The organism is Streptococcus sp. 9903, assembly GCF_013276625.1.
Lineage (GTDB): Bacteria > Bacillota > Bacilli > Lactobacillales > Streptococcaceae > Streptococcus.
Genome location: NZ_VMLI01000032.1, coordinates 77,620 through 98,740 on the forward strand (window position 1 = coordinate 77,620; position 21,121 = coordinate 98,740).

Below are 21,121 nucleotides of genomic sequence, written 5' to 3' on the forward strand. Positions count from 1 at the left end.
ACAAGTTTCTTTTGTCTTATGAATCAGTAGAAATGAAGAATGAAAGAAAGGATATTATGGCTGAAGAAAGAGTAGAACCAAAACCAATTGATCTTGGTGAATATAAATTTGGTTTCCATGATGATGTAGAACCTGTCCTATCGACAGGAAAAGGATTGAACGAAGATGTCATTCGTGAACTATCAGCTGCCAAGGGAGAACCTGAGTGGATGTTAGAATTCCGTTTGAAGTCTTATGAAACCTTCAAAAAAATGCCCATGCAAACTTGGGGAGCAGACTTATCAGAGATTGATTTTGATGACTTGATTTATTACCAAAAACCATCTGATAAACCAGCTCGTTCTTGGGATGATGTGCCTGAAAAAATTAAAGAAACCTTTGAACGTATTGGGATTCCAGAAGCTGAGCGTGCTTATCTAGCTGGTGCCTCTGCCCAGTACGAGTCAGAAGTGGTTTACCACAACATGAAGGAAGAATTTGAGAAGTTAGGTATCATCTTTACAGATACGGATTCTGCCCTCAAGGAATACCCAGACTTGTTTAAACAATACTTCGCTAAGTTGGTACCGCCGACAGATAACAAGTTGGCTGCCCTTAACTCAGCAGTATGGTCAGGTGGAACCTTTATCTACGTACCAAAAGGTGTCAAGGTAGATATTCCACTTCAAACCTACTTCCGTATCAACAATGAAAATACTGGTCAGTTTGAACGTACTCTGATTATCGTTGATGAGGGAGCAAGTGTCCACTACGTAGAGGGCTGTACAGCGCCAACTTATTCAAGCAACAGCTTGCATGCTGCCATCGTAGAAATTTTTGCCTTGGATGGTGCTTATATGCGTTATACAACCATCCAAAACTGGTCTGATAACGTCTATAACTTGGTAACCAAACGTGCTAAAGCTCAAAAGGATGCTACTGTTGAGTGGATTGATGGTAACTTGGGTGCTAAAACAACCATGAAATATCCATCTGTTTACCTTGATGGAGAAGGGGCGCGTGGTACCATGCTTTCGATTGCCTTTGCCAATGCTGGGCAACACCAAGATACGGGTGCTAAGATGATCCACAATGCTCCACATACTAGCTCGTCTATTGTGTCTAAATCCATCGCTAAAGGCGGAGGAAAGGTTGACTACCGTGGACAGGTAACCTTTAACAAAAACTCTAAGAAGTCTGTTTCTCACATCGAGTGTGATACCATTATCATGGATGACTTGTCAGCATCAGATACCATTCCGTTTAATGAAATTCACAACTCGCAAGTAGCTTTGGAACACGAAGCTAAGGTATCTAAGATTTCTGAAGAACAACTCTATTATCTCATGAGCCGTGGATTGTCAGAATCTGAGGCAACTGAGATGATTGTCATGGGATTTGTAGAACCCTTTACAAAAGAACTTCCAATGGAATACGCCGTTGAGCTGAACCGTTTGATTAGCTATGAGATGGAAGGATCAGTTGGGTAAAATTTGATTTTAGATTTACCCAAGGTCAAGAACTTTGAAGATTAACTTGTAATAAAAAAATCGCGGTTTAAAATCGCGATTTTTTATAATTTTTCGTTGATGAAGCGGATAAACTGATTCCACCAAACTTTTAAGAAGAAGGCTTTTTCAACTTTCTTTTCTGCAACCATTTCGAAACTAGGGCGCTCTGTGGTGATGTAACCTTGACCAATCAAGTCCTTGTCTTCATAAGTCAAATGGCCAACCACTGTTCCAGCTTCAAGTGGTGCTGGGATTGCTTTGGAATCAGGTGTGAATTGAACAGATTGGGAAGATTGATTCCCAACACGTTCAATTAGATAGATATCCTCTGGAGCCACTGCAGTGACCGTATCTTCTTTTCCATCTTGTACAGGTGCTTTGCTATCTTGATAGGCATCGCCTTGCTGAACGATTTTGCGAAGTGTAAATGTAGAAGAAATATAATCCATTAGGGAAGATGTAGCTGTAAATCGAGCGTAAGGATTATTATCTTGATGGTCTGCATTTAAAACAACTGTGATGACTCTCATGCCTTTTTCGACAGTAGTACCAACAAAAGACTCTCCAGCCTTATCTGTTGTTCCTGTTTTCAGTCCATCAAAACCACCACGGTAAGCAGGCATACCTTCTAACATGTAGTTGGTTGAAGTGATTGTTATCCCATCAAAAGTAGAAGAAGGTTTTTTGGTGATTTCCAAAACTTGTGGGTACTTTTTGATGAGGTTGCGGGCAACGATGGCAACATCATAAGCACTGAGCTTATTTTCATCATCTTTATTAGATCCTGGGTAAATATTATCTCCTAGAGTCTCGTTGTTAAGACCAGTTGTATTGACAACCGTGGCATCTTTGATTCCCCATTCCAAGAGTTTTGCTCGCATCATATCAACGAAGTTTTTTTCAGAGCCAGCAATTTTCTCAGCTAGGGCAATAGCGGCGCTGTTGGCACTAGATACTAGGGTTGCTTCAAGCAGTTGTTCGACGGTATAATTACGAGCCTCCATAGGAACGTTACTGGCTTCAGAATTTGTCGTCAATTGATAAGGATAATCAGAAATATCTACTGGGGTGGAGAGTGTGATACTTCCATTTTCTAGAGCCTCATAGACAAGATAAACTGTAAGTAGTTTTGTAATAGAAGCAATTTCGACAGGTTGGGTTGCATCTTTCTCATAGAGAATTTTACCAGTATTTGCCTCAACAGCAATGGCATGTTTTGCAGCAATATTAAAATCTTGAGCAGCAACAGTAGAAGCGCCTCCTAAAAGGGAGACAGTTAATAAAGTTAAACATATTTTTTTCATAGTAGTTTTATTCTATCATAAAGAAAAAAAATATTCTTGCTTTAATAATTCATCCGTTAAGCTTTTTGAAAATATGGTAAAATAGAGTGAGGGAGGTAACTCATGTTTCGTAGAAATAAATTATTTTTTTGGACCACAGAAATTTTACTCTTAACCATCATCTTTTACCTATGGAGACAGATGGGGTCTTTGATTAACCCTTTTGTTAGCGTGCTTAATACAATTATGATTCCATTTTTATTAGGGGGCTTTCTTTATTATTTGACAAACCCTATTGTTACTTTCTTAAATAAAGTCTGTAAACTCAATCGTTTACTTGGTATTTTAATTACCTTGTGTGCTTTGGTCTGGGGAATGGTCATAGGTGTTGTCTATCTCTTACCTATTTTGATTAATCAGTTATCTAGTTTGATTATATCTAGTCAAACTATTTATAGTCGAGTACAAGACTTAATCATAGACTTATCTAATTATCCTGCACTCCAGAATTTGGATGTAGAAGCTACAATTCAGCAACTAAACTTATCCTATGTTGATATTCTTCAGAATATCCTAAATAGCGTATCAAATAGTGTGGGGAGCGTCTTGTCAGCTCTTATCAGTACTGTTTTGATTTTGATTATGACTCCAGTTTTTTTGGTTTATTTCTTATTAGATGGACATAAATTCTTGCCCATGCTTGAAAGAACGATTCTAAAGAGGGATCGCTTGCATATTGCAGGCTTATTAAAGAATTTAAATGCGACGATTGCTCGCTATATTAGTGGAGTTTCGATTGACGCAATCATTATAGGTTGTTTAGCTTATATTGGCTATAGTATTATTGGTTTAAAATATGCTTTAGTTTTTGCTATTTTTTCTGGTGTAGCCAATTTAATTCCTTATGTGGGGCCAAGTATTGGTCTGATTCCTATGATCATCGCAAATATATTCACTGATCCCCATAGAATGCTGATTGCAGTGATTTATATGCTTGTTGTTCAGCAGGTAGATGGTAATATCTTATATCCTCGAATCGTAGGAAGTGTTATGAAGGTTCATCCAATCACGATTTTAGTTTTACTTTTGTTGTCAAGCAATATCTATGGTGTAGTTGGAATGATTGTCGCAGTGCCAACCTATTCTATCTTAAAAGAAATTTCTAAGTTCTTATCCCGTTTGTATGAAAATCATAAAATAATGAAAGAACGAGAAAGAGAATTAGCTAAGTAAAAGTCAGGAGAACCCTGATTTTTCTTTACTGGAAGTGGCCTTTAGATTAGAAGATTGAAAATAAGTTAAAGTCCTAAACTAATTTTCACAGCTAAGAATAGTAGAAGTTAATCTGATAAAAATCGAAAAACCAGTGGAATTCCGTGTCAGGGTAAGTTCCACTGGTTTTCATAGTCTATTAAAGTTTGAATGAAATTTATTTATTTTAGCACAACAAGTAAAACGTAGTCCGAATAATATAAGGATTGATTTTATAGTTTTTAAACTCAAATGAATTGAAATAAAGAGAGTAGGAAAATTCTCATCTGAAAGTATTTTAGAATAATTTTCTTAGTGAATTTCTTCAAAACAGATAGCTTTATCTTAGGTATGTGTTAATTGGATTTCGTAAGTTCTATTCACAATCGTAAAGTTATGCACTGAGAAAGTTGTAGTTAGTCTCCCAGTTTGCTAAATTTCTCGAATAGTATCTTTTTTAGGTAAGTGATTTCCTTTTTGCATTTTTGAGTTAGATAAGGTATAATGGTTTTATTGTCTTTTGGGGTCGTTACGGATTCGACAGGCATTATGAGGCATATTTTGCGACTCGTGTGGCGACGTAAACGCTCAGTTAAATATAACTGCAAAAAATAACACTTCTTACGCTCTAGCTGCCTAAAAACCAGCAGGCGTGACCCGATTTGGATTGCTCGTGTTCAATGACAGGTCTTATTATTAGCGAGATACGATTAAGTCTTGTCTAGCGGCTTGATAAGAGATTGATAGACTCGCAGTTTCTAGGCTTGAGTTATGTGTCGAGGGATTGTTAAAATAATACATAACCTATGGTTGTAGACAAATATGTTGGCAGGTGTTTGGACGTGGGTTCGACTCCCACCGGCTCCATTATTCCTTTGCATTCTTTTGCATTCCTTGGTAAAACGTTGTTAAATCAACGTTTTTTATTTTTATCTTTGGTATTCCTTGGTATTCTTTTGCAAAAAAAGATACAACATTTTGTTGTATCCTAAATATTAAATCAAGTCCTGAATTTTCTTAAGTTTTTATCATATTTTCTGTTATAATTAAGGTGCCTTAAGAAAAATAATGAAAAAACTAAATGTTTTTCATATAGTTTTCATTGTTTTAATAGTTTAAAGTCAATCTTATTTTTCTCTAATAGAAAATAATGAAAAAGTAGGTTTAGAAAGAGGTAAGTATCTATGTCTTCTCATAAAAAAGTGTCACTCTCTGAGATTAATCAATCTATCGATACTCCAAATAACAATCATTTCTGGCAAAATTTAAATGCCTTTTTAGGTCCGGGTGCTCTTGTCGCAGTTGGTTATATGGATCCAGGAAACTGGATTACCAGTGTAGTCGGTGGTGCTTCCTATAAGTATAGTCTCTTGTTTGTTATCTTGATTTCATCTCTCATTGCCATGCAACTTCAGCAGATGGCAGGAAAGCTTGGTATTGTAACCCAGATGGACCTGGCTCAAGCAACGGCTCATCATTCACCTAAATGGCTTCGTTATAGTCTATGGGTGATTTTAGAATTAGCCTTGATGGCGACAGATCTGGCAGAAGTTCTAGGTTCAGCGATTGCTCTCAATCTTCTCTTTAAGATTCCGATTATGATAGCAATTCTCTTGACCGTGTTGGATGTTTTTCTCTTATTGCTTCTGATGAAATTTGGCTTTAAGAAGATTGAAGCTATTGTGACAACACTGATTTTAACCATTCTAGCAATTTTTACCTATCTGGTAGCTTTGTCACATCCAAGCTTCCAAGGAATCGTTGAGGGTTATCTACCGAATGCAACCTTATTTGAAAGTCCCTTGCCAGGGCATAAAAGTCAATTAACCTTGGCACTAGGGATCGTGGGAGCAACGGTTATGCCCCATAACCTCTATTTGCATTCTTCCTTGTCACAAACTCGGAAAATCAATCACAAGGACAAGAATGATGTTCGAAAAGCCGTGCGCTTTATGACCTGGGATTCAAATCTCCAATTATCCTTGGCCTTTGTGGTTAACTCCCTTCTATTAATTCTCGGGGCGGCTCTCTTTTTCGGCCATGCATCTGAGATTTCTGCCTTCTCTCAAATGTATAATGCCTTGCAGGATTCTACTATTGCAGGAGCTATAGCTAGCTCGACCTTATCAACCTTGTTTGCCTTGGCTTTATTAGCCAGTGGTCAAAATTCGACAATTACGGGTACCTTGACTGGACAAATCGTTATGGAAGGTTTCTTGCATATGAGATTACCTCAATGGTTCATTCGTTTGGCAACTCGTCTCTTTGCTTTGTTGCCTGTCATGATTGTAGCGGTTCTGTTTGGTCATCAGGAAAAAACATTGGATCAGTTATTGGTTTATTCACAAGTCTTTCTTTCGATTGCTCTTCCATTTTCAATCTTCCCACTGATTTATCTAACTTCTAAGAAATCACTGATGGGAGAATTTACCAATGCCAAATGGAATACCATCCTTGGTTATATTGTTTCCATTATCTTAACAATTCTCAATGTGAAATTGTTATTTGATATTTTCTAAGAAATTCACCCGAGTTATAAAACAAGCATATAAGAAAAAAGATACCCAAGATTTCTTGGGTATCTTTTTTAAAATAAACGGAAGACATGGGATTCGAACCCACGCACGCTGTTACACGCCTACCGCGTTTCCAACACGGCCTCTTAAGCCTCTTGAGTAATCTTCCAATACTTACTCAAATAGTCTACCATAAAGGCTCTTATCTTGCAATAAAAATTCTGGAAATAAGAAAAATGATAGAATTTGAAAGAAAATGATAAAAAATGCTTGACTTTGAAAGAAAGTATGATAGAATGAATAGTGTAAACGATAACAGGAGGTGATTCAGTGTTAAAAACAGAGCGGAAGCAGCTGATTTTAGAGGAGTTAAATCAACATCATGTAGTTTCTCTAGAAAAATTAGTTAGTTTGCTAGAAACGTCAGAATCAACGGTTCGAAGAGACTTGGATGAGTTGGAAGCGGAAAACAAGCTTCGTCGCGTGCATGGTGGAGCAGAATTGCCCCATTCCTTGCAGGAAGAAGAAACCATTCAAGAAAAATCTGTCAAAAACCTTCAAGAGAAAAAGCTACTTGCTCAGAAAGCAGCCTCTCTCATCAAGGAACAAGATGTCATCTTTATCGATGCTGGAACAACAACTGCTTTTTTGATTCATGAATTGGTCAATAAGAATGTTACAGTTGTGACCAACTCGATTCACCATGCTGCTCAGTTGGTTGAAAAGCAGATTCCAACTGTCATGGTTGGAGGAAGTGTCAAGATGGCGACAGATGCTAGTATCGGGGGAGTTGCTCTTAACCAGATTAACCAATTGCACTTTGACCGTGCCTTTATCGGGATGAATGGTGTGGACGATGGCTATTATACGACTCCTGATATGGAGGAGGGAGCTGTGAAGCGTGCTATTTTAGAGAATGCCAAACAGACCTATGTCTTGGTGGATTCGTCTAAGATTGGACAAACTTGCTTTGCCAAGGTAGCTCCACTCAAACGAGCTGTTGTTATCACAAGTCAAGGGCATGAGCTCTTGCAGGCTATTAAGGAGAAAACGGAGGTAATAGAAATATGATTTATACAGTCACACTCAATCCATCCATTGACTATATCGTTCGTTTGGACCAAGTCCAAGTCGGTAGTGTCAATCGAATGGATAGTGATGATAAGTTTGCTGGTGGGAAAGGAATCAATGTCAGTCGTGTCTTGAAACGCTTGGATATTCCAAATACAGCGACTGGATTTATCGGAGGTTTTACTGGTAAATTTATCACAGATACTTTGGCTGATGAAGCAATCGAGACACGTTTTGTCCAAGTGGCAGAAGATACTCGTATCAATGTTAAAATCAAAGCAGACCAAGAGACAGAAATCAACGGAACGGGTCCAAATGTGGAACCAGCCCAGTTAGAAGAATTGAAAGCTATTTTGTCTAGTTTGACTGCAGAAGACACGGTTGTATTTGCGGGTTCAAGTGCTAAAAATCTAGGCAATGTTATCTATAAGGATTTGATTGCCTTGACACGTCAGACAGGTGCGCAAGTCGTTTGTGACTTTGAAGGACAGACCTTGATTGATAGTTTGGACTATCAGCCACTTTTGGTCAAACCAAACAATCATGAACTTGGAGCTATCTTTGGAGTGAAACTCGAAAATTTAGATGAAATCGAGAACTATGCTCGTGAGTTACTGGCTAAAGGTGCTCAAAATGTTATTATCTCTATGGCTGGTGATGGTGCCCTTCTTGTCACATCTGAGGGAGCTTACTTTGCTAAACCGATCAAGGGAACAGTGAAAAATTCAGTTGGGGCTGGTGATTCTATGGTCGCTGGATTTACAGGTGAATTTGTCAAATCAAAAGACGCAGTAGAAGCCTTCAAATGGGGAGTGGCTTGCGGAACAGCAACGACATTCTCAGATGACTTGGCAACAGCAGAATTTATTAAAGAAACATATGAAAAAGTTGAGGTAGAAAAACGATGAAAATTCAAGACCTATTGAGAAAAGATGTCATGTTGCTCGATTTGCAGGCGACTGAAAAAACAGCTGTCATTGACGAGATGATTAAAAGTTTGACAGATCACGGTTATGTAACAGATTTTGAAACATTTAAAGAAGGAATTTTGGCGCGTGAAGCTCTCACTTCAACTGGTTTGGGTGATGGAATTGCAATGCCTCACAGCAAAAACGCTGCTGTCAAAGAAGCGACTGTTCTCTTTGCTAAGTCAAACAAGGGTGTTGATTATGAGAGCTTGGATGGACAAGCAACTGACCTCTTCTTCATGATTGCAGCTCCAGAAGGCGCCAATGATACTCACTTGGCAGCCTTGGCAGAATTGTCTCAATACTTGATGAAAGACGGTTTTGCTGATAAACTTCGCCAAGCAACATCAGCTGACCAAGTTATCGAACTTTTTGACAAAGCTTCAGAAAAAACTGAAGAGCCTGTTCAAGTACCTGCCAATAACTCTGGTGACTTTATCGTAGCTGTTACAGCTTGTACAACAGGTATTGCCCACACTTACATGGCTCAAGAAGCCCTTCAAAAAGTGGCTGCTGAAATGGGTGTTGGAATCAAGGTCGAAACCAACGGTGCTAGCGGTGTTGGTAACCAACTAACTGCGGAAGACATTCGTAAGGCTAAAGCTGTTATCATCGCAGCAGACAAGGCTGTTGAAATGGATCGTTTCGATGGCAAACCATTGATCAATCGTCCAGTTGCTGACGGTATCCGTAAGACAGAAGAGTTAATTAACTTGGCTCTTTCTGGGGATGCTGAAATTTACCGTGCTACAAACGGTGCAAAAGCTGCAACAGCCTCTAACGAAAAACAAAGCCTTGGTGGTGCCTTCTACAAACACTTAATGAGTGGTGTATCGCAAATGTTGCCATTCGTTATTGGTGGTGGTATCATGATTGCCCTTGCCTTCTTGATTGATGGTGCTTTGGGTGTTCCAAATGAAAACCTTGGTAATCTTGGTTCCTACCATGAACTAGCTTCTATGTTCATGAAAATTGGTGGAGCTGCCTTTGGTTTGATGCTTCCAGTCTTTGCAGGTTATGTTGCTTACTCTATCGCTGAAAAACCAGGCTTGGTAGCAGGTTTCGTGGCTGGTGCTATTGCCAAAGAAGGTTTTGCCTTTGGTAAAATTCCTTATGCCGCAGGTGGTGAAGCAACTTCAACTCTTGCAGGTGTCTCATCTGGTTTCCTAGGTGCCCTTGTTGGTGGATTTATCGCAGGTGCTTTGGTTCTTGCTATCAAGAAATACGTTAAAGTTCCTCGTTCACTTGAAGGTGCTAAATCAATCCATCTCTTGCCACTTCTTGGAACAATCTTGACTGGATTTGTCATGCTAGCTGTTAACATCCCAATGGCAGCAATCAACACTGCTATGAATGATTTCCTTGGCGGTCTTGGAGGCGGTTCAGCTGTCCTTCTCGGTATCGTTCTTGGAGGAATGATGGCTGTTGACATGGGTGGACCAGTTAACAAAGCGGCTTATGTATTTGGTACAGGTACGCTTGCAGCAACTGTTTCTTCAGGTGGTTCTGTAGCTATGGCAGCAGTTATGGCTGGAGGAATGGTGCCACCACTTGCCATCTTTGTCGCAACTCTTCTTTTCAAAGATAAATTTACTAAGGAAGAACGCAACTCTGGTTTGACAAACATCATCATGGGCTTGTCATTTATCACTGAGGGAGCGATTCCGTTTGGTGCAGCTGACCCAGCTCGTGCGATCCCAAGCTTTATCCTTGGTTCAGCAGTAGCAGGAGGTCTCGTTGGTCTTACTGGTATCAAACTCATGGCGCCACACGGAGGAATCTTCGTTATTGCCCTTACTTCAAATGCTCTCCTTTACCTCGTTTCTGTCTTGGTAGGAGCAATCGTAAGTGGTGTAGTTTATGGTTACCTACGCAAACCACAAGCATAAAAATTAGATATAAAATGAAAAGATTGTACCGTTTGGTGCAGTCTTTTTCTCTTTCCGAAATGCCTGTGAAATATGGTATAATAGAAGAATGGCAAACAAGAATACAAGTAAAACAAGACGGAGACCGTCTAAAGCAGAACTCGAAAGAAAAGAAGCGATTCAACGAATGTTGATTTCGTTGGGAATCGCCCTTTTATTGATTTTAGCAGCCTTTAAATTAGGGGCTGCAGGTATAACCCTTTACAATCTAATTCGCTTGCTAGTAGGTAGCCTAGCTTATCTGGCAATATTTGGCACCCTGCTCTACCTCTTCTTTTTCAAGTGGATACGAAAACAGGAAGGACTCTTATCTGGCTTTTTCACCATATTTACAGGTTTACTCTTGATTTTTGAGGCCTACTTAGTTTGGAAATATGGTTTGGACAAGTCGGTCTTGAAAGGGACCATGGCTCAGATTGTGACGGATTTGACTGGTTTTCGAACAACCAGTTTTGCTGGAGGGGGCTTGATTGGAGTTGGTCTCTATATGCCAACCGCCTTTCTCTTTTCAAATATCGGCACCTACTTTATTGGTTCAATCTTGATTTTAGCAGGCGCTCTCCTAATCAGTCCTTGGTCTGTTTATGATATTGCTGAATTCTTCAGTAGAGGATTTGCCAAATGGCGAGAAGGGCATGAGCGTCGAAAAGAGGAACGCTTTGTCAAACAAGAAGAAAAAGCTCGCCAAAAGGCTGAGGAAGAGACTAGATTAGAACAAGAAGAGACCGAAAAAGCCTTACTCGATTTGCCTCCTGTTGATATGGAAACGGGTGAAATTCTGACTGATGATGTTGTGCTTGACGTTCCACCTGTTCCAGAAGAAGACTGGGTGGAACCAGAAATCATCCTGCCTCAACCTGAACTTGAATTCCCTGAACAGGAAGATGGCTCTGATGATGAAGATGTTCAGGTCGATTTTTCAGCAAAGGAAGCCCTCGAATACAAACTTCCAAGCTTACAACTCTTTGCCCCTGATAAACCTAAAGACCAGTCTAAAGAAAAGAAAATCGTTCGTGAAAACATCAGAATCCTAGAAGAAACTTTTGCTAGTTTTGGTATTAAGGTAACGGTTGAACGGGCTGAAATTGGGCCGTCAGTGACCAAGTATGAAGTCAAGCCAGCAGTGGGTGTAAGGGTCAACCGCATTTCCAATCTAGCAGATGACCTCGCTCTAGCCTTGGCGGCCAAAGATGTCCGGATTGAAGCACCTATCCCAGGGAAATCCTTAGTCGGAATTGAAGTACCTAACTCTGAGATTGCCACTGTATCTTTCCGCGAACTATGGGAACAATCTCAAACGAAAGCAGAAAATCTCTTGGAAATTCCTCTAGGAAAGGCTGTCAATGGCACTGCAAGAGCTTTTGACCTTTCTAAAATGCCCCACTTGCTAGTCGCAGGTTCAACGGGTTCAGGGAAGTCGGTAGCAGTTAACGGTATTATCGCTAGCATTCTCATGAAGGCGAGACCAGACCAGGTCAAGTTTATGATGGTGGACCCTAAGATGGTTGAGTTGTCTGTTTACAATGATATTCCCCACCTCTTGATTCCAGTTGTGACCAATCCACGTAAGGCTAGCAAGGCTCTGCAAAAAGTTGTGGATGAAATGGAAAATCGTTATGAACTCTTTGCCAAGGTGGGAGTTCGGAATATTGCAGGTTTTAATGCCAAGGTAGAAGAGTTCAATGCCCAGTCTGAGTATAAGCAGGTTCCGCTACCGCTCATTGTCGTGATTGTGGATGAGTTGGCTGATCTCATGATGGTGGCTAGCAAGGAAGTGGAAGATGCCATCATTCGTCTTGGACAGAAGGCGCGTGCTGCCGGCATCCACATGATTCTTGCAACCCAGCGTCCATCCGTTGATGTCATCTCTGGTCTGATCAAGGCCAATGTCCCATCTCGAGTGGCTTTTGCGGTATCATCAGGTATAGACTCGCGCACCATCTTGGATGAAAATGGAGCTGAGAAACTGCTTGGACGTGGAGATATGCTCTTTAAACCAATCGATGAAAATCATCCAGTTCGTCTGCAAGGATCCTTTATCTCGGATGATGATGTTGAACGCATCGTAAACTTCATCAAGGCTCAGGCGGATGCAGACTACGATGAGAGTTTTGATCCAGGTGAGGTTTCTGAAAATGATGGAGAATTTTCAGATGGTGAATCTGGTGGTGATCCGCTCTTTGAAGAAGCCAAGTCTTTGGTAATCGAAACTCAGAAAGCCAGCGCATCTATGATTCAGCGTCGTTTGTCAGTTGGATTTAACCGTGCGACTCGCCTTATGGAAGAGCTTGAGATGGCAGGTGTCATTGGTCCAGCTGAGGGGACCAAGCCAAGAAAAGTATTGCAACAATAAAAAAATAGCTTCTTTCCAAGTTTGGAAGGAGGCTATTTTAGTGATTATTGATTAGTTTTATTTTCTGAAGTTGGAGTATTGGTCTGTTTTTCATTTTCAGTGGCAGATTTACTTGTAGCAGGTGTAGTAGAGTCCTGAGTTGCTGTTTTTTGCTCTTCTTTCTTCTCTTCCTTGACGCTAGATTTTGGTGTTTCCTCTTGTTGTGTTTTTTCTTGAGAAGTGTTGTTTTCTTTATTGGGACTAGTATTTTCCTGAGGGGATTCTTTTTGAATTTCTTTGACAATGGTTGTCGTCTGTGTTGTTGTGTTTTCTTTTTTAGTATTTTTATTATTATCCAAGGCATTCATGATAGTGATACTTGCGGTAATTAAGCCGAGGATACTAGCGATAGTAGCAACGGTTTTTTGAAAGACCGTAAAGCCTTTTTTGATGTGTTCTGTTTTTGGTTTTGAAGTTCTACGATAATTAGACATACATTCTCTCCTTTGATTAAAATTTATTATACCGCAATTCTTTAAAAAAATCTTAAAAAAAGAGGAATTGCCCTTTCTTGTCGCAAGCTCCGTTTCATGATACAATAGAAGGAGTGATTTTAGAAAGCGTGAGAAAATATGATTTACTTTGATAATTCGGCGACGACCAGGCCCTATCCTGAATCCCTTGAAACCTATATGCAGGTCGCTTCAAAAATTTTAGGAAATCCATCTAGTCTCCATCGTTTGGGAGACCAGGCAACACGAATTTTATCTGCTTCCCGTCAACAGATTGCAGATTTAATCGGTAAGAAAAGTGAGGAAATCTTCTTTACTTCTGGTGGAACAGAAGGTGATAACTGGGTTATCAAGGGTGTGGCCTTTGAAAAAGCTCAATTTGGCAAGCACATCATCGTATCAGCCATTGAACATCCAGCAGTCAAGGAATCAGCTCTTTGGTTGAAATCTCAAGGTTTTGAAGTGGATTTTGCTCCAGTTAATGAGAAAGGATTTGTGGATGTTGAGGCTCTAGGAGCTTTGATAAGACCTGATACGACCCTCATCTCTATCATGGCAGTAAACAATGAAATTGGCTCTGTTCAGCCCATTGAGGCTATTTCAAAACTATTGGCAGATAAGCCGACTATTTCCTTCCACGTTGATGCGGTTCAGGCACTTGCTAAGATTCCAACTGAAAAGTATCTGACAGAACGAGTGGATTTCGCGACTTTCTCTGGTCACAAGTTCCACGGAGTTCGTGGTGTTGGTTTTGTCTATATCAAGTCTGGTAAGAAAATTACGCCACTGTTGACTGGTGGTGGTCAGGAGCGTGATTACCGTTCGACAACTGAAAATGTGGCAGGGATTGCAGCGACAGCCAAGGCCCTCCGTTTGTCTATGGAGAAGCTAGATTTCTTTACAAGCAAGACTGGACAGATGAAGGCAGTGATTCGCCAAGCACTTCTGGACTATCCAGATATTTTTGTCTTTTCAGATGAGGAAGACTTTGCCCCTCATATCCTGACTTTTGGAATCAAGGGTGTTCGTGGTGAAGTCATCGTTCACGCCTTTGAAGACTATGATATTTTCATCTCAACGACCTCTGCTTGTTCGTCCAAGGCAGGGAAACCTGCAGGTACCTTGATTGCCATGGGAGTGGACAAGGATAAGGCCCAGTCAGCTGTGCGTCTTAGTCTAGACCTTGAAAATGATATGAGTCAGGTCGAGCAGTTTTTGACCAAGTTAAAATTGATTTACAATCAAACTAGAAAAGTAAGATAGGAGCATTCATGCAGTATTCAGAAATTATGATTCGCTACGGTGAGCTGTCAACCAAGGGTAAAAACCGTATGCGTTTCATCAATAAACTTCGCAATAATATTTCAGACGTTTTGTCTATCTATCCCCAAGTTAAGGTAACGGCAGATCGCGATCGTGCCCACGCTTACCTCAATGGAGCAGATTACACAGCAGTAGCAGAATCACTCAAACAAGTATTTGGGATTCAAAACTTTTCCCCTGTTTATAAGGTTGAAAAATCTGTAGAAGTTCTGAAGTCTTCTGTCCAAGAGATTATGCAGGACATCTACAAGGAAGGCATGACCTTTAAAATCTCTAGTAAACGTAGCGATCACAACTTTGAGTTGGATAGTCGTGAACTCAACCAAACCCTTGGAGGAGCTGTTTTCGAAGCTATTACAAATGTGCAAGCTCAAATGAAAAGTCCTGACATCAATCTTCAGGTGGAGATTAGAGAAGAGGCAGCCTACCTTTCTTATGAAACTATTCGTGGGGCTGGTGGTTTGCCAGTTGGAACTTCAGGTAAAGGGATGCTTATGTTGTCAGGAGGGATTGACTCACCTGTAGCAGGTTATCTTGCTCTTAAGCGTGGGGTGGATATTGAGGCTATTCACTTTGCCAGCCCACCTTATACTAGTCCTGGTGCCCTTAAAAAAGCCCAAGATTTGACCCGTAAATTAACCAAGTTTGGAGGAAATATCCAGTTTATCGAAGTTTCTTTTACAGAGATTCAAGAGGAAATCAAGGCTAAAGCGCCAGAAGCCTACCTCATGACCTTGACGCGTCGTTTTATGATGCGTATTACGGACCGTATTCGTGAGGTACGAAATGGTTTGGTTATCATCAATGGGGAAAGTCTTGGTCAAGTAGCAAGCCAAACCCTCGAAAGCATGCAGGCTATTAATGCTGTTACCAACACTCCTATCATCCGTCCAGTTGTGACAATGGATAAGTTGGAAATCATTGACATTGCTCAGGAAATTGACACCTTTGAAATTTCTATCCAGCCTTTTGAAGACTGTTGTACCATTTTTGCGCCAGATCGTCCAAAGACCAATCCTAAGATTAAGAATGCAGAGCAGTATGAAAAACGGATGGATGTTAAGGGCTTAGTTGAGCGAGCAGTGGCAGGGATTATGATTACTGAGATTACACCTCAAACTGAAAAAGATGAAGTAGATGACTTGATTGACAATCTCCTCTAATCAGAAAATCCAAAAGAATTTAGATAAATAAATGAAAAAGTTAGTTTTTAATCCAAAAATGGAAGCAAAACTAACTTTTTTTCTATTTTTATGGTATAATGAGATAAAATTTTGAATATAGAGAGTTTTCTGACAATGAATCAATCCTACTTTTATTTAAAAATGAAAGAACACAAACTCAAGGTTCCTTATACAGGTAAGGAACGCCGTGTACGTGTTCTTCTACCTAAAGATTATGAGAAAGACACGGACCGTTCCTATCCTGTGGTTTACTTTCATGATGGGCAAAATGTCTTTTATAGTAAAGAATCCTTTATTGGTCACTCATGGAAGATTATCCCAGCCATCAAACGAAATCCCGATATCAGTCGCATGATTGTCGTTGCCATTGACAATGATGGTATGGGGCGGATGAATGAGTATGCGGCATGGAAGTTCCAAGAATCTCCTATCCCAGGGCAGCAGTTTGGTGGTAAGGGTGTGGAGTATGCCGAGTTTGTTATGGAGGTGGTCAAGCCATTTATAGATGAGACCTACCGTACCAAAGCTGATCGCCAGCATACGGCTATGATTGGGTCTTCACTAGGAGGGAATATTACCCAGTTTATCGGTTTGGAATACCACGACCAAATTGGTTGCTTGGGCGTCTTTTCATCTGCCAACTGGCTCCACCAAGAAGCCTTTAACCGCTATATCGAGCGTCAGCAACTATCGCCTGACCAGCGCATCTTCATCTATGTGGGAACGGAAGAAGCGGATGATACAGACAAGACCTTGATGGCTGGCAATATCAAACAAGCCTATATTGATTCGTCTCTTCGGTATTACCATGATTTGATAGCAGGTGGAGTACACTTAGATAATCTTGTTTTGAAAGTTCAGTCTGGTGCCATCCATAGTGAAATCCCTTGGTCGGAGAATTTACCAGACTGTCTGAGATTTTTTGCAGAGAAATGGTAAGTTAGAAAAGGAGAAAGCCAATGCATATTGAACATCTTAGCCACTGGAGTGGCAATCTTAACCGTGAAATGTACCTTAATCGTTATGGACATGCTGGGATTCCAGTTGTGGTCTTTGCTTCATCAGGTGGTAGTCACAACGAATACTATGATTTTGGCATGATTGAGGCTTGTGCTTCCTTTATCGAGGAAGGCCGTGTTCAGTTCTTTACCCTATCCAGTGTAGATAGTGAGAGCTGGTTGGCCACTTGGAAAAATGGGCACGACCAAGCAGAGATGCATCGTGCCTACGAGCGCTATGTGATTGAGGAGGCCATTCCTTTTATCAAGCACAAGACAGGTTGGTTTGATGGAATGATGACGACAGGTTGCTCTATGGGAGCCTATCATGCAGTCAATTTCTTCCTTCAGCATCCAGATGTCTTTACCAAGGTGATAGCTCTTAGTGGTGTTTACGACGCACGTTTCTTTGTTGGTGATTACTACAATGACGATGCTATTTACCAAAACTCGCCAGTAGATTATATCTGGAACCAAAACGACGGCTGGTTTATTGACCGTTACCGTCAGGCAGAGATTGTGCTTTGTACGGGTCTCGGTGCCTGGGAACAAGATGGCTTGCCATCCTTCTACAAGCTTAAAGAAGCCTTTGATCAGAAACAAATTCCAGCCTGGTTTGCTGAATGGGGACACGATGTCGCCCACGACTGGGAATGGTGGCGCAAACAAATGCCTTATTTCCTTGGAAATCTCTATTTATAAAAGGAGTTATCTATGAATTACCTTGTTATTTCTCCCTACTATCCACAAAACTTTCAACAGTTTACAATTGAACTAGCTAATAAAGGCATAACCGTCTTGGGAATTGGTCAGGAACCATACGAGCAATTGGATGAGCCTTTACGCAATAGCCTAACCGAATATTTCCGTGTGGACAATCTTGAAAATATAGATGAAGTCAAACGAGCAGTTGCTTTTCTATTTTATAAACATGGTCCAATTGATCGCATCGAGTCTCATAATGAATACTGGCTTGAGTTAGATGCAAGTCTTCGTGAGCAATTCAATGTTTTTGGTGCCAAACCAGAGGATCTCAAAAAGACGAAATTTAAGTCTGAAATGAAGAAACTCTTCAAAAAAGCAGGCGTACCCGTGGTACCTGGAGCTGTTATCAAGACGGAAGCAGATGTGGATCAAGCTGTGAATGAAATCGGCCTTCCAATGATTGCCAAACCTGACAATGGAGTGGGAGCAGCCGCAACCTTTAAACTTGAGACAGAAGACGATATCAATCACTTCAAGTCTGAGTGGTGGGATCATTCAACTGTTTATTTCTTTGAGAAATTTGTCACTTCCAGCGAAATTTGCACCTTTGATGGTCTAGTGGATAAGGATGGAAAGATTGTCTTTTCAACAACCTTTGACTACGCCTATACACCGCTTGATCTCATGATTTACAAGATGGACAATTCTTATTACGTTCTCAAGGATATGGATCCTAAATTACGTAAATATGGTGAGGCAATTGTCAAGGAATTTGGCATGAAAGAACGGTTCTTCCATATTGAGTTCTTCCGTGAAGGGGATGATTACATCGCCATTGAGTACAATAACCGTCCTGCAGGTGGTTTTACAATTGATGTTTATAATTTTGCTCATTCCTTGGACCTCTATCGTGGCTATGCGGCTATTGTCGCGGGAGAAGAGTTACCAGTGTCAGAGTTTGAACCGCAGTATTGTTTGGCTACTTCTCGCCGTGCAAATGCCCACTATGTTTATTCAGAAGAGGATTTGCTTGCCAAATACAGTCAGCAGTTCAAGGTTAAAAAAATCATGCCAGCTGCCTTCGCAGAACTTCAAGGAGATTACCTTTATATGCTGACAACTCCGAGTCGACAAGAAATGGAGCAGATGATTAAGGACTTTGGTCAGCGTCAGGCTTAAGAGACTATCGGATTAAGGAAATTCACTCCCTTAATCCTTTTGTTTTGTCTGATAAAAAATAAGAGCATCCTAACAAGGTAGCTATCATAAAACTTGTTCGATAACTATTTGAAGCAGGATTAGGTGGTCAGAAATTGAATTTTAACATTTCAATTTAGTCATAGTATTGTGTTTTCGTATCCGTAAATCAGCTAAAAGGATCCATGACGACACCTATACGATATAGTTTTCAAGATACTAAACAAGTCTATTAAAATATTCAGGTGACGCATAGATATAGTTAATTGAAGCTTTGTTTGAAATCTGATAAAATAATGATATTACTAAGTTTTAAAAACTAAAGAAAAGGGAAGATATGATTACAGGCGAATTAAAAAATAAAATCGATCAGTTGTGGGAAATTCTTTGGACAGAAGGAAATGCAAATCCTTTAACAAATATTGAACAGTTGACTTATCTCTTATTTATGAAAGATTTGGATAGTGTCGAGCTTGGACGTGAAAGTGATGCTGAATTTTTAGGGATTCCTTATGAGGGAGTTTTTCCAAAAGATAAACCTGAATACCGTTGGTCAACTTTTAAAAATATAGGAGATGCTCAGGAAGTTTATCGTTTAATGACTCAGGAGATTTTTCCGTTTATTAAAAATCTCAAGGGGGATACAGATGATACAGCCTTTTCACGATATATGCGAGAAGCTATTTTTCAAATAAATAAACCTGCTACGCTTCAAAAGGCAATTTCTATCTTAGATGCATTTCCAACTAGGGGATTAGATGTAGATTTTGATAATGACAAACAAAGTATTACTGATATCGGGGATAACTATGAATATCTGTTATCAAAATTGTCGACCGCAGGTAAAAATGGACAGTTTCGTACACCTCGTCACATCATCGATATGATGGTTGAATTGATGCAACCGACCATCAAAGATATCATCTCAGATCCCGCTATGGGTTCTGCTGGCTTCTTAGTATCTGCTAGCCGTTACTTAAAGCGTAAGAAATATGAATGGGAAACCAATACAGATAATATCAATCATTTTCATAATCAGATGTTTCATGGAAATGATACGGATACGACTATGTTGAGACTTGGGGCGATGAACATGATGCTACATGGAGTAGAAAATCCACAAATCAGTTACCTGGACTCGCTGTCTCAAGATAATGAAGAAGCCGATAAATATACCTTGGTTTTAGCAAATCCTCCTTTTAAGGGCTCACTTGACTACAATTCAACCTCTAATGACCTTCTTGCAACCGTAAAAACCAAAAAAACAGAATTACTCTTTCTTTCTCTTTTCTTGCGAACTTTAAAACCAGGTGGACGAGCAGCAGTTATCGTACCTGATGGTGTTCTTTTTGGTTCGTCTAAAGCTCATAAAGGAATTCGTCAGGAAATTGTAGAGAACCATAAGCTTGATGCTGTAATCTCAATGCCTAGTGGTGTTTTCAAGCCTTATGCTGGAGTTTCAACTGCCATTCTCATCTTTACAAAAACTGGCAATGGTGGTACTGACAAGGTCTGGTTTTACGATATGAAAGCGGATGGTTTAAGTTTGGATGATAAGCGACAACCGATTAGCGACAATGATATTCCAGATATTATCGAACGCTTTCATCATCTTGAAAAAGAAGCAGAACGTCAGAGAACGGATCAATCTTTCTTTGTTACAGTTGATGAGATAAAGGAAAATGATTATGATTTGTCTATCAATAAATATAAAGAGATTGAGTATGAAAAAGTTGAGTATGAACCAACAGAGGTCATCTTAAAGAAAATCAATGATTTAGAAAAAGAAATTCAAGCTGGCTTGGCTGAATTAGAAAAATTACTCAAGTAGGGAGGTGGCTGTATGAAAAAAGTGAAGTTGGGGGAAATCTTATCTCTAAAAAAAGGAAAGAAAGCCACTGTACTTGCTGAACAAACAACTCTAAGCCAACGTTATATTCAAATAGATGATTTAAGAAATAATAATAATTTAAAATTCACTGAAAGTTTAAATATGACTGAAGCACTCCCAGATGATATTCTGATAGCATGGGATGGTGCTAATGCAGGAACAGTTGGTTATGGGTTATCGGGAGCTGTTGGTAGTACAATTACGGTCTTAAAAAAGAATGAGCGATACAAAGAAAAAATTATATCAGATTACTTGGGAGTCTTTTTGGAAAGTAAATCGCAGTATTTACGAGATCATTCAACAGGGGCAACAATTCCTCATTTAAACAAGAATATATTACTTGATTTACAATTAGAATTGCTAGGTATCGAGGAACAAGAGAACATTATCTGTATTCTTAATACGATTAAAAGGCTTATTACTAAAAGAAAATTGCAGTTAGATGAACTAAACTTGCTCGTCAAATCCCGAT

General features: G+C 39.9%; 16 protein-coding genes, 1 tRNA gene and 1 other RNA gene. 15 read left to right on the forward strand and 3 right to left on the reverse strand.

The genetic code is table 11. From position 1 onward, the window contains the following. Positions 1–56 precede the first annotated feature (56 nt). Entirely contained in the window at positions 57–1,469 is a 1,413-nt protein-coding gene (gene sufB / locus HT696_RS10080) for a Fe-S cluster assembly protein SufB (RefSeq protein ID WP_000797047.1), read from the forward strand. 83 nt (positions 1,470–1,552) lie between these two features. Here sufB and pbp3 read toward each other — a convergent pair whose 3' ends face one another. Beyond that, a complete protein-coding gene (gene pbp3 / locus HT696_RS10085; protein ID WP_173282935.1) occupies positions 1,553–2,794 on the reverse strand; it encodes a D-alanyl-D-alanine carboxypeptidase PBP3 in 1,242 nt (413 codons plus the stop codon). 102 nt (positions 2,795–2,896) lie between these two features. Between pbp3 and cozE the strand changes: the two genes are divergently transcribed. The 3 genes from cozE to HT696_RS10100 all read left to right on the forward strand — a co-directional run bounded on the left by cozE (position 2,897) and on the right by HT696_RS10100 (position 6,543). After that, on the forward strand, positions 2,897–4,006 hold the full coding sequence (cozE, locus tag HT696_RS10090; protein WP_050079225.1) for a cell elongation protein CozE: 1,110 nt from the start codon (positions 2,897–2,899) through the stop codon (positions 4,004–4,006). A gap of 540 nt (positions 4,007–4,546) precedes the next feature. Beyond that, positions 4,547–4,894: a transfer-messenger RNA gene (ssrA, locus tag HT696_RS10095) on the forward strand. A gap of 314 nt (positions 4,895–5,208) precedes the next feature. Then, positions 5,209–6,543, forward strand: a complete 1,335-nt coding sequence (locus HT696_RS10100; RefSeq protein ID WP_173282936.1) for an Nramp family divalent metal transporter — start codon at positions 5,209–5,211, stop codon at positions 6,541–6,543. A gap of 78 nt (positions 6,544–6,621) precedes the next feature. Here HT696_RS10100 and HT696_RS10105 read toward each other — a convergent pair. Further along, positions 6,622–6,709 (reverse strand) — tRNA-Ser (locus tag HT696_RS10105). Positions 6,710–6,870: 161 nt separating this feature from the next. Here HT696_RS10105 and HT696_RS10110 point away from each other — a divergent pair. From HT696_RS10110 to HT696_RS10125, 4 genes are all read left to right on the forward strand, one after another. Beyond that, the gene (locus HT696_RS10110) at positions 6,871–7,611 is read left to right on the forward strand and encodes a DeoR family transcriptional regulator (protein WP_173282937.1); all 741 of its coding nucleotides are present in this window, start codon (positions 6,871–6,873) and stop codon (positions 7,609–7,611) included. Beyond that, positions 7,608–8,519 (forward strand): 1-phosphofructokinase, encoded by a 912-nt coding sequence (pfkB, locus tag HT696_RS10115; protein WP_173282938.1) that lies wholly within the window; start codon positions 7,608–7,610, stop codon positions 8,517–8,519. The genes HT696_RS10110 and pfkB overlap by 4 nt, the downstream gene beginning before the upstream one ends. After that, positions 8,516–10,468, forward strand: a complete 1,953-nt coding sequence (locus HT696_RS10120; RefSeq protein WP_173282939.1) for a fructose-specific PTS transporter subunit EIIC — start codon at positions 8,516–8,518, stop codon at positions 10,466–10,468. Before pfkB ends, HT696_RS10120 begins: the two co-directional genes overlap by 4 nt. 88 nt (positions 10,469–10,556) lie before the next feature. Continuing rightward, positions 10,557–12,860 (forward strand): DNA translocase FtsK, encoded by a 2,304-nt coding sequence (locus HT696_RS10125; protein WP_345789498.1) that lies wholly within the window; start codon positions 10,557–10,559, stop codon positions 12,858–12,860. A 44-nt stretch (positions 12,861–12,904) separates the two neighbouring features. Here the strand turns inward: HT696_RS10125 and HT696_RS10130 are convergent, their stop codons facing one another. Further along, complete coding sequence (locus HT696_RS10130; protein WP_173282940.1) at positions 12,905–13,333, reverse strand: DUF6556 family protein; 429 nt, start codon at positions 13,331–13,333, stop codon at positions 12,905–12,907. 138 nt (positions 13,334–13,471) lie between these two features. Between HT696_RS10130 and HT696_RS10135 the strand changes: the two genes are divergently transcribed. The 7 genes from HT696_RS10135 to HT696_RS10165 all read left to right on the forward strand — a co-directional run. Beyond that, positions 13,472–14,614: a cysteine desulfurase family protein gene (locus tag HT696_RS10135; RefSeq protein ID WP_173282941.1), complete on the forward strand. Its 1,143-nt coding sequence runs from the start codon at positions 13,472–13,474 to the stop codon at positions 14,612–14,614. 8 nt (positions 14,615–14,622) lie between these two features. Continuing rightward, the gene (gene thiI, locus HT696_RS10140) at positions 14,623–15,837 is read left to right on the forward strand and encodes a tRNA uracil 4-sulfurtransferase ThiI (protein WP_173282942.1); all 1,215 of its coding nucleotides are present in this window, start codon (positions 14,623–14,625) and stop codon (positions 15,835–15,837) included. A gap of 135 nt (positions 15,838–15,972) precedes the next feature. After that, the gene (locus HT696_RS10145) at positions 15,973–16,797 is read left to right on the forward strand and encodes an alpha/beta hydrolase (protein ID WP_173282943.1); all 825 of its coding nucleotides are present in this window, start codon (positions 15,973–15,975) and stop codon (positions 16,795–16,797) included. Positions 16,798–16,817: 20 nt separating this feature from the next. Next, a complete protein-coding gene (locus tag HT696_RS10150; RefSeq protein WP_173282944.1) occupies positions 16,818–17,558 on the forward strand; it encodes an esterase family protein in 741 nt (246 codons plus the stop codon). A 12-nt stretch (positions 17,559–17,570) separates the two neighbouring features. Continuing rightward, positions 17,571–18,740 carry an ATP-grasp domain-containing protein gene (locus HT696_RS10155; RefSeq protein WP_173282945.1) on the forward strand — a complete coding sequence of 390 codons (1,170 nt, stop codon included), beginning with the start codon at positions 17,571–17,573 and terminating at the stop codon, positions 18,738–18,740. 355 nt (positions 18,741–19,095) lie between these two features. Continuing rightward, positions 19,096–20,589 carry a class I SAM-dependent DNA methyltransferase gene (locus HT696_RS10160; protein WP_173217543.1) on the forward strand — a complete coding sequence of 498 codons (1,494 nt, stop codon included), beginning with the start codon at positions 19,096–19,098 and terminating at the stop codon, positions 20,587–20,589. 12 nt (positions 20,590–20,601) lie between these two features. Beyond that, positions 20,602–21,121 (forward strand): restriction endonuclease subunit S (locus HT696_RS10165; protein WP_173249606.1); only part of this gene is annotated, 520 nt, incomplete at its 3' end.

Excerpts from the sequence above, each read along its gene's own strand:
- sufB (WP_000797047.1), top strand. The coding sequence starts at position 57 with ATGGCTGAAGAAAGAGTAGAACCAAAACCAATTGATCTTGGTGAATAT.
- pbp3 (WP_173282935.1), bottom strand. The coding sequence starts at position 2,794 with ATGAAAAAAATATGTTTAACTTTATTAACTGTCTCCCTTTTAGGAGGC.
- cozE (WP_050079225.1), top strand. The coding sequence starts at position 2,897 with ATGTTTCGTAGAAATAAATTATTTTTTTGGACCACAGAAATTTTACTC.
- HT696_RS10100 (WP_173282936.1), top strand. The coding sequence starts at position 5,209 with ATGTCTTCTCATAAAAAAGTGTCACTCTCTGAGATTAATCAATCTATC.
- pfkB (WP_173282938.1), top strand. The coding sequence starts at position 7,608 with ATGATTTATACAGTCACACTCAATCCATCCATTGACTATATCGTTCGT.
- HT696_RS10120 (WP_173282939.1), top strand. The coding sequence starts at position 8,516 with ATGAAAATTCAAGACCTATTGAGAAAAGATGTCATGTTGCTCGATTTG.
- HT696_RS10125 (WP_345789498.1), top strand. The coding sequence starts at position 10,557 with ATGGCAAACAAGAATACAAGTAAAACAAGACGGAGACCGTCTAAAGCA.
- HT696_RS10130 (WP_173282940.1), bottom strand. The coding sequence starts at position 13,333 with ATGTCTAATTATCGTAGAACTTCAAAACCAAAAACAGAACACATCAAA.
- HT696_RS10135 (WP_173282941.1), top strand. The coding sequence starts at position 13,472 with ATGATTTACTTTGATAATTCGGCGACGACCAGGCCCTATCCTGAATCC.
- thiI (WP_173282942.1), top strand. The coding sequence starts at position 14,623 with ATGCAGTATTCAGAAATTATGATTCGCTACGGTGAGCTGTCAACCAAG.
- HT696_RS10145 (WP_173282943.1), top strand. The coding sequence starts at position 15,973 with ATGAATCAATCCTACTTTTATTTAAAAATGAAAGAACACAAACTCAAG.
- HT696_RS10150 (WP_173282944.1), top strand. The coding sequence starts at position 16,818 with ATGCATATTGAACATCTTAGCCACTGGAGTGGCAATCTTAACCGTGAA.
- HT696_RS10155 (WP_173282945.1), top strand. The coding sequence starts at position 17,571 with ATGAATTACCTTGTTATTTCTCCCTACTATCCACAAAACTTTCAACAG.
- HT696_RS10160 (WP_173217543.1), top strand. The coding sequence starts at position 19,096 with ATGATTACAGGCGAATTAAAAAATAAAATCGATCAGTTGTGGGAAATT.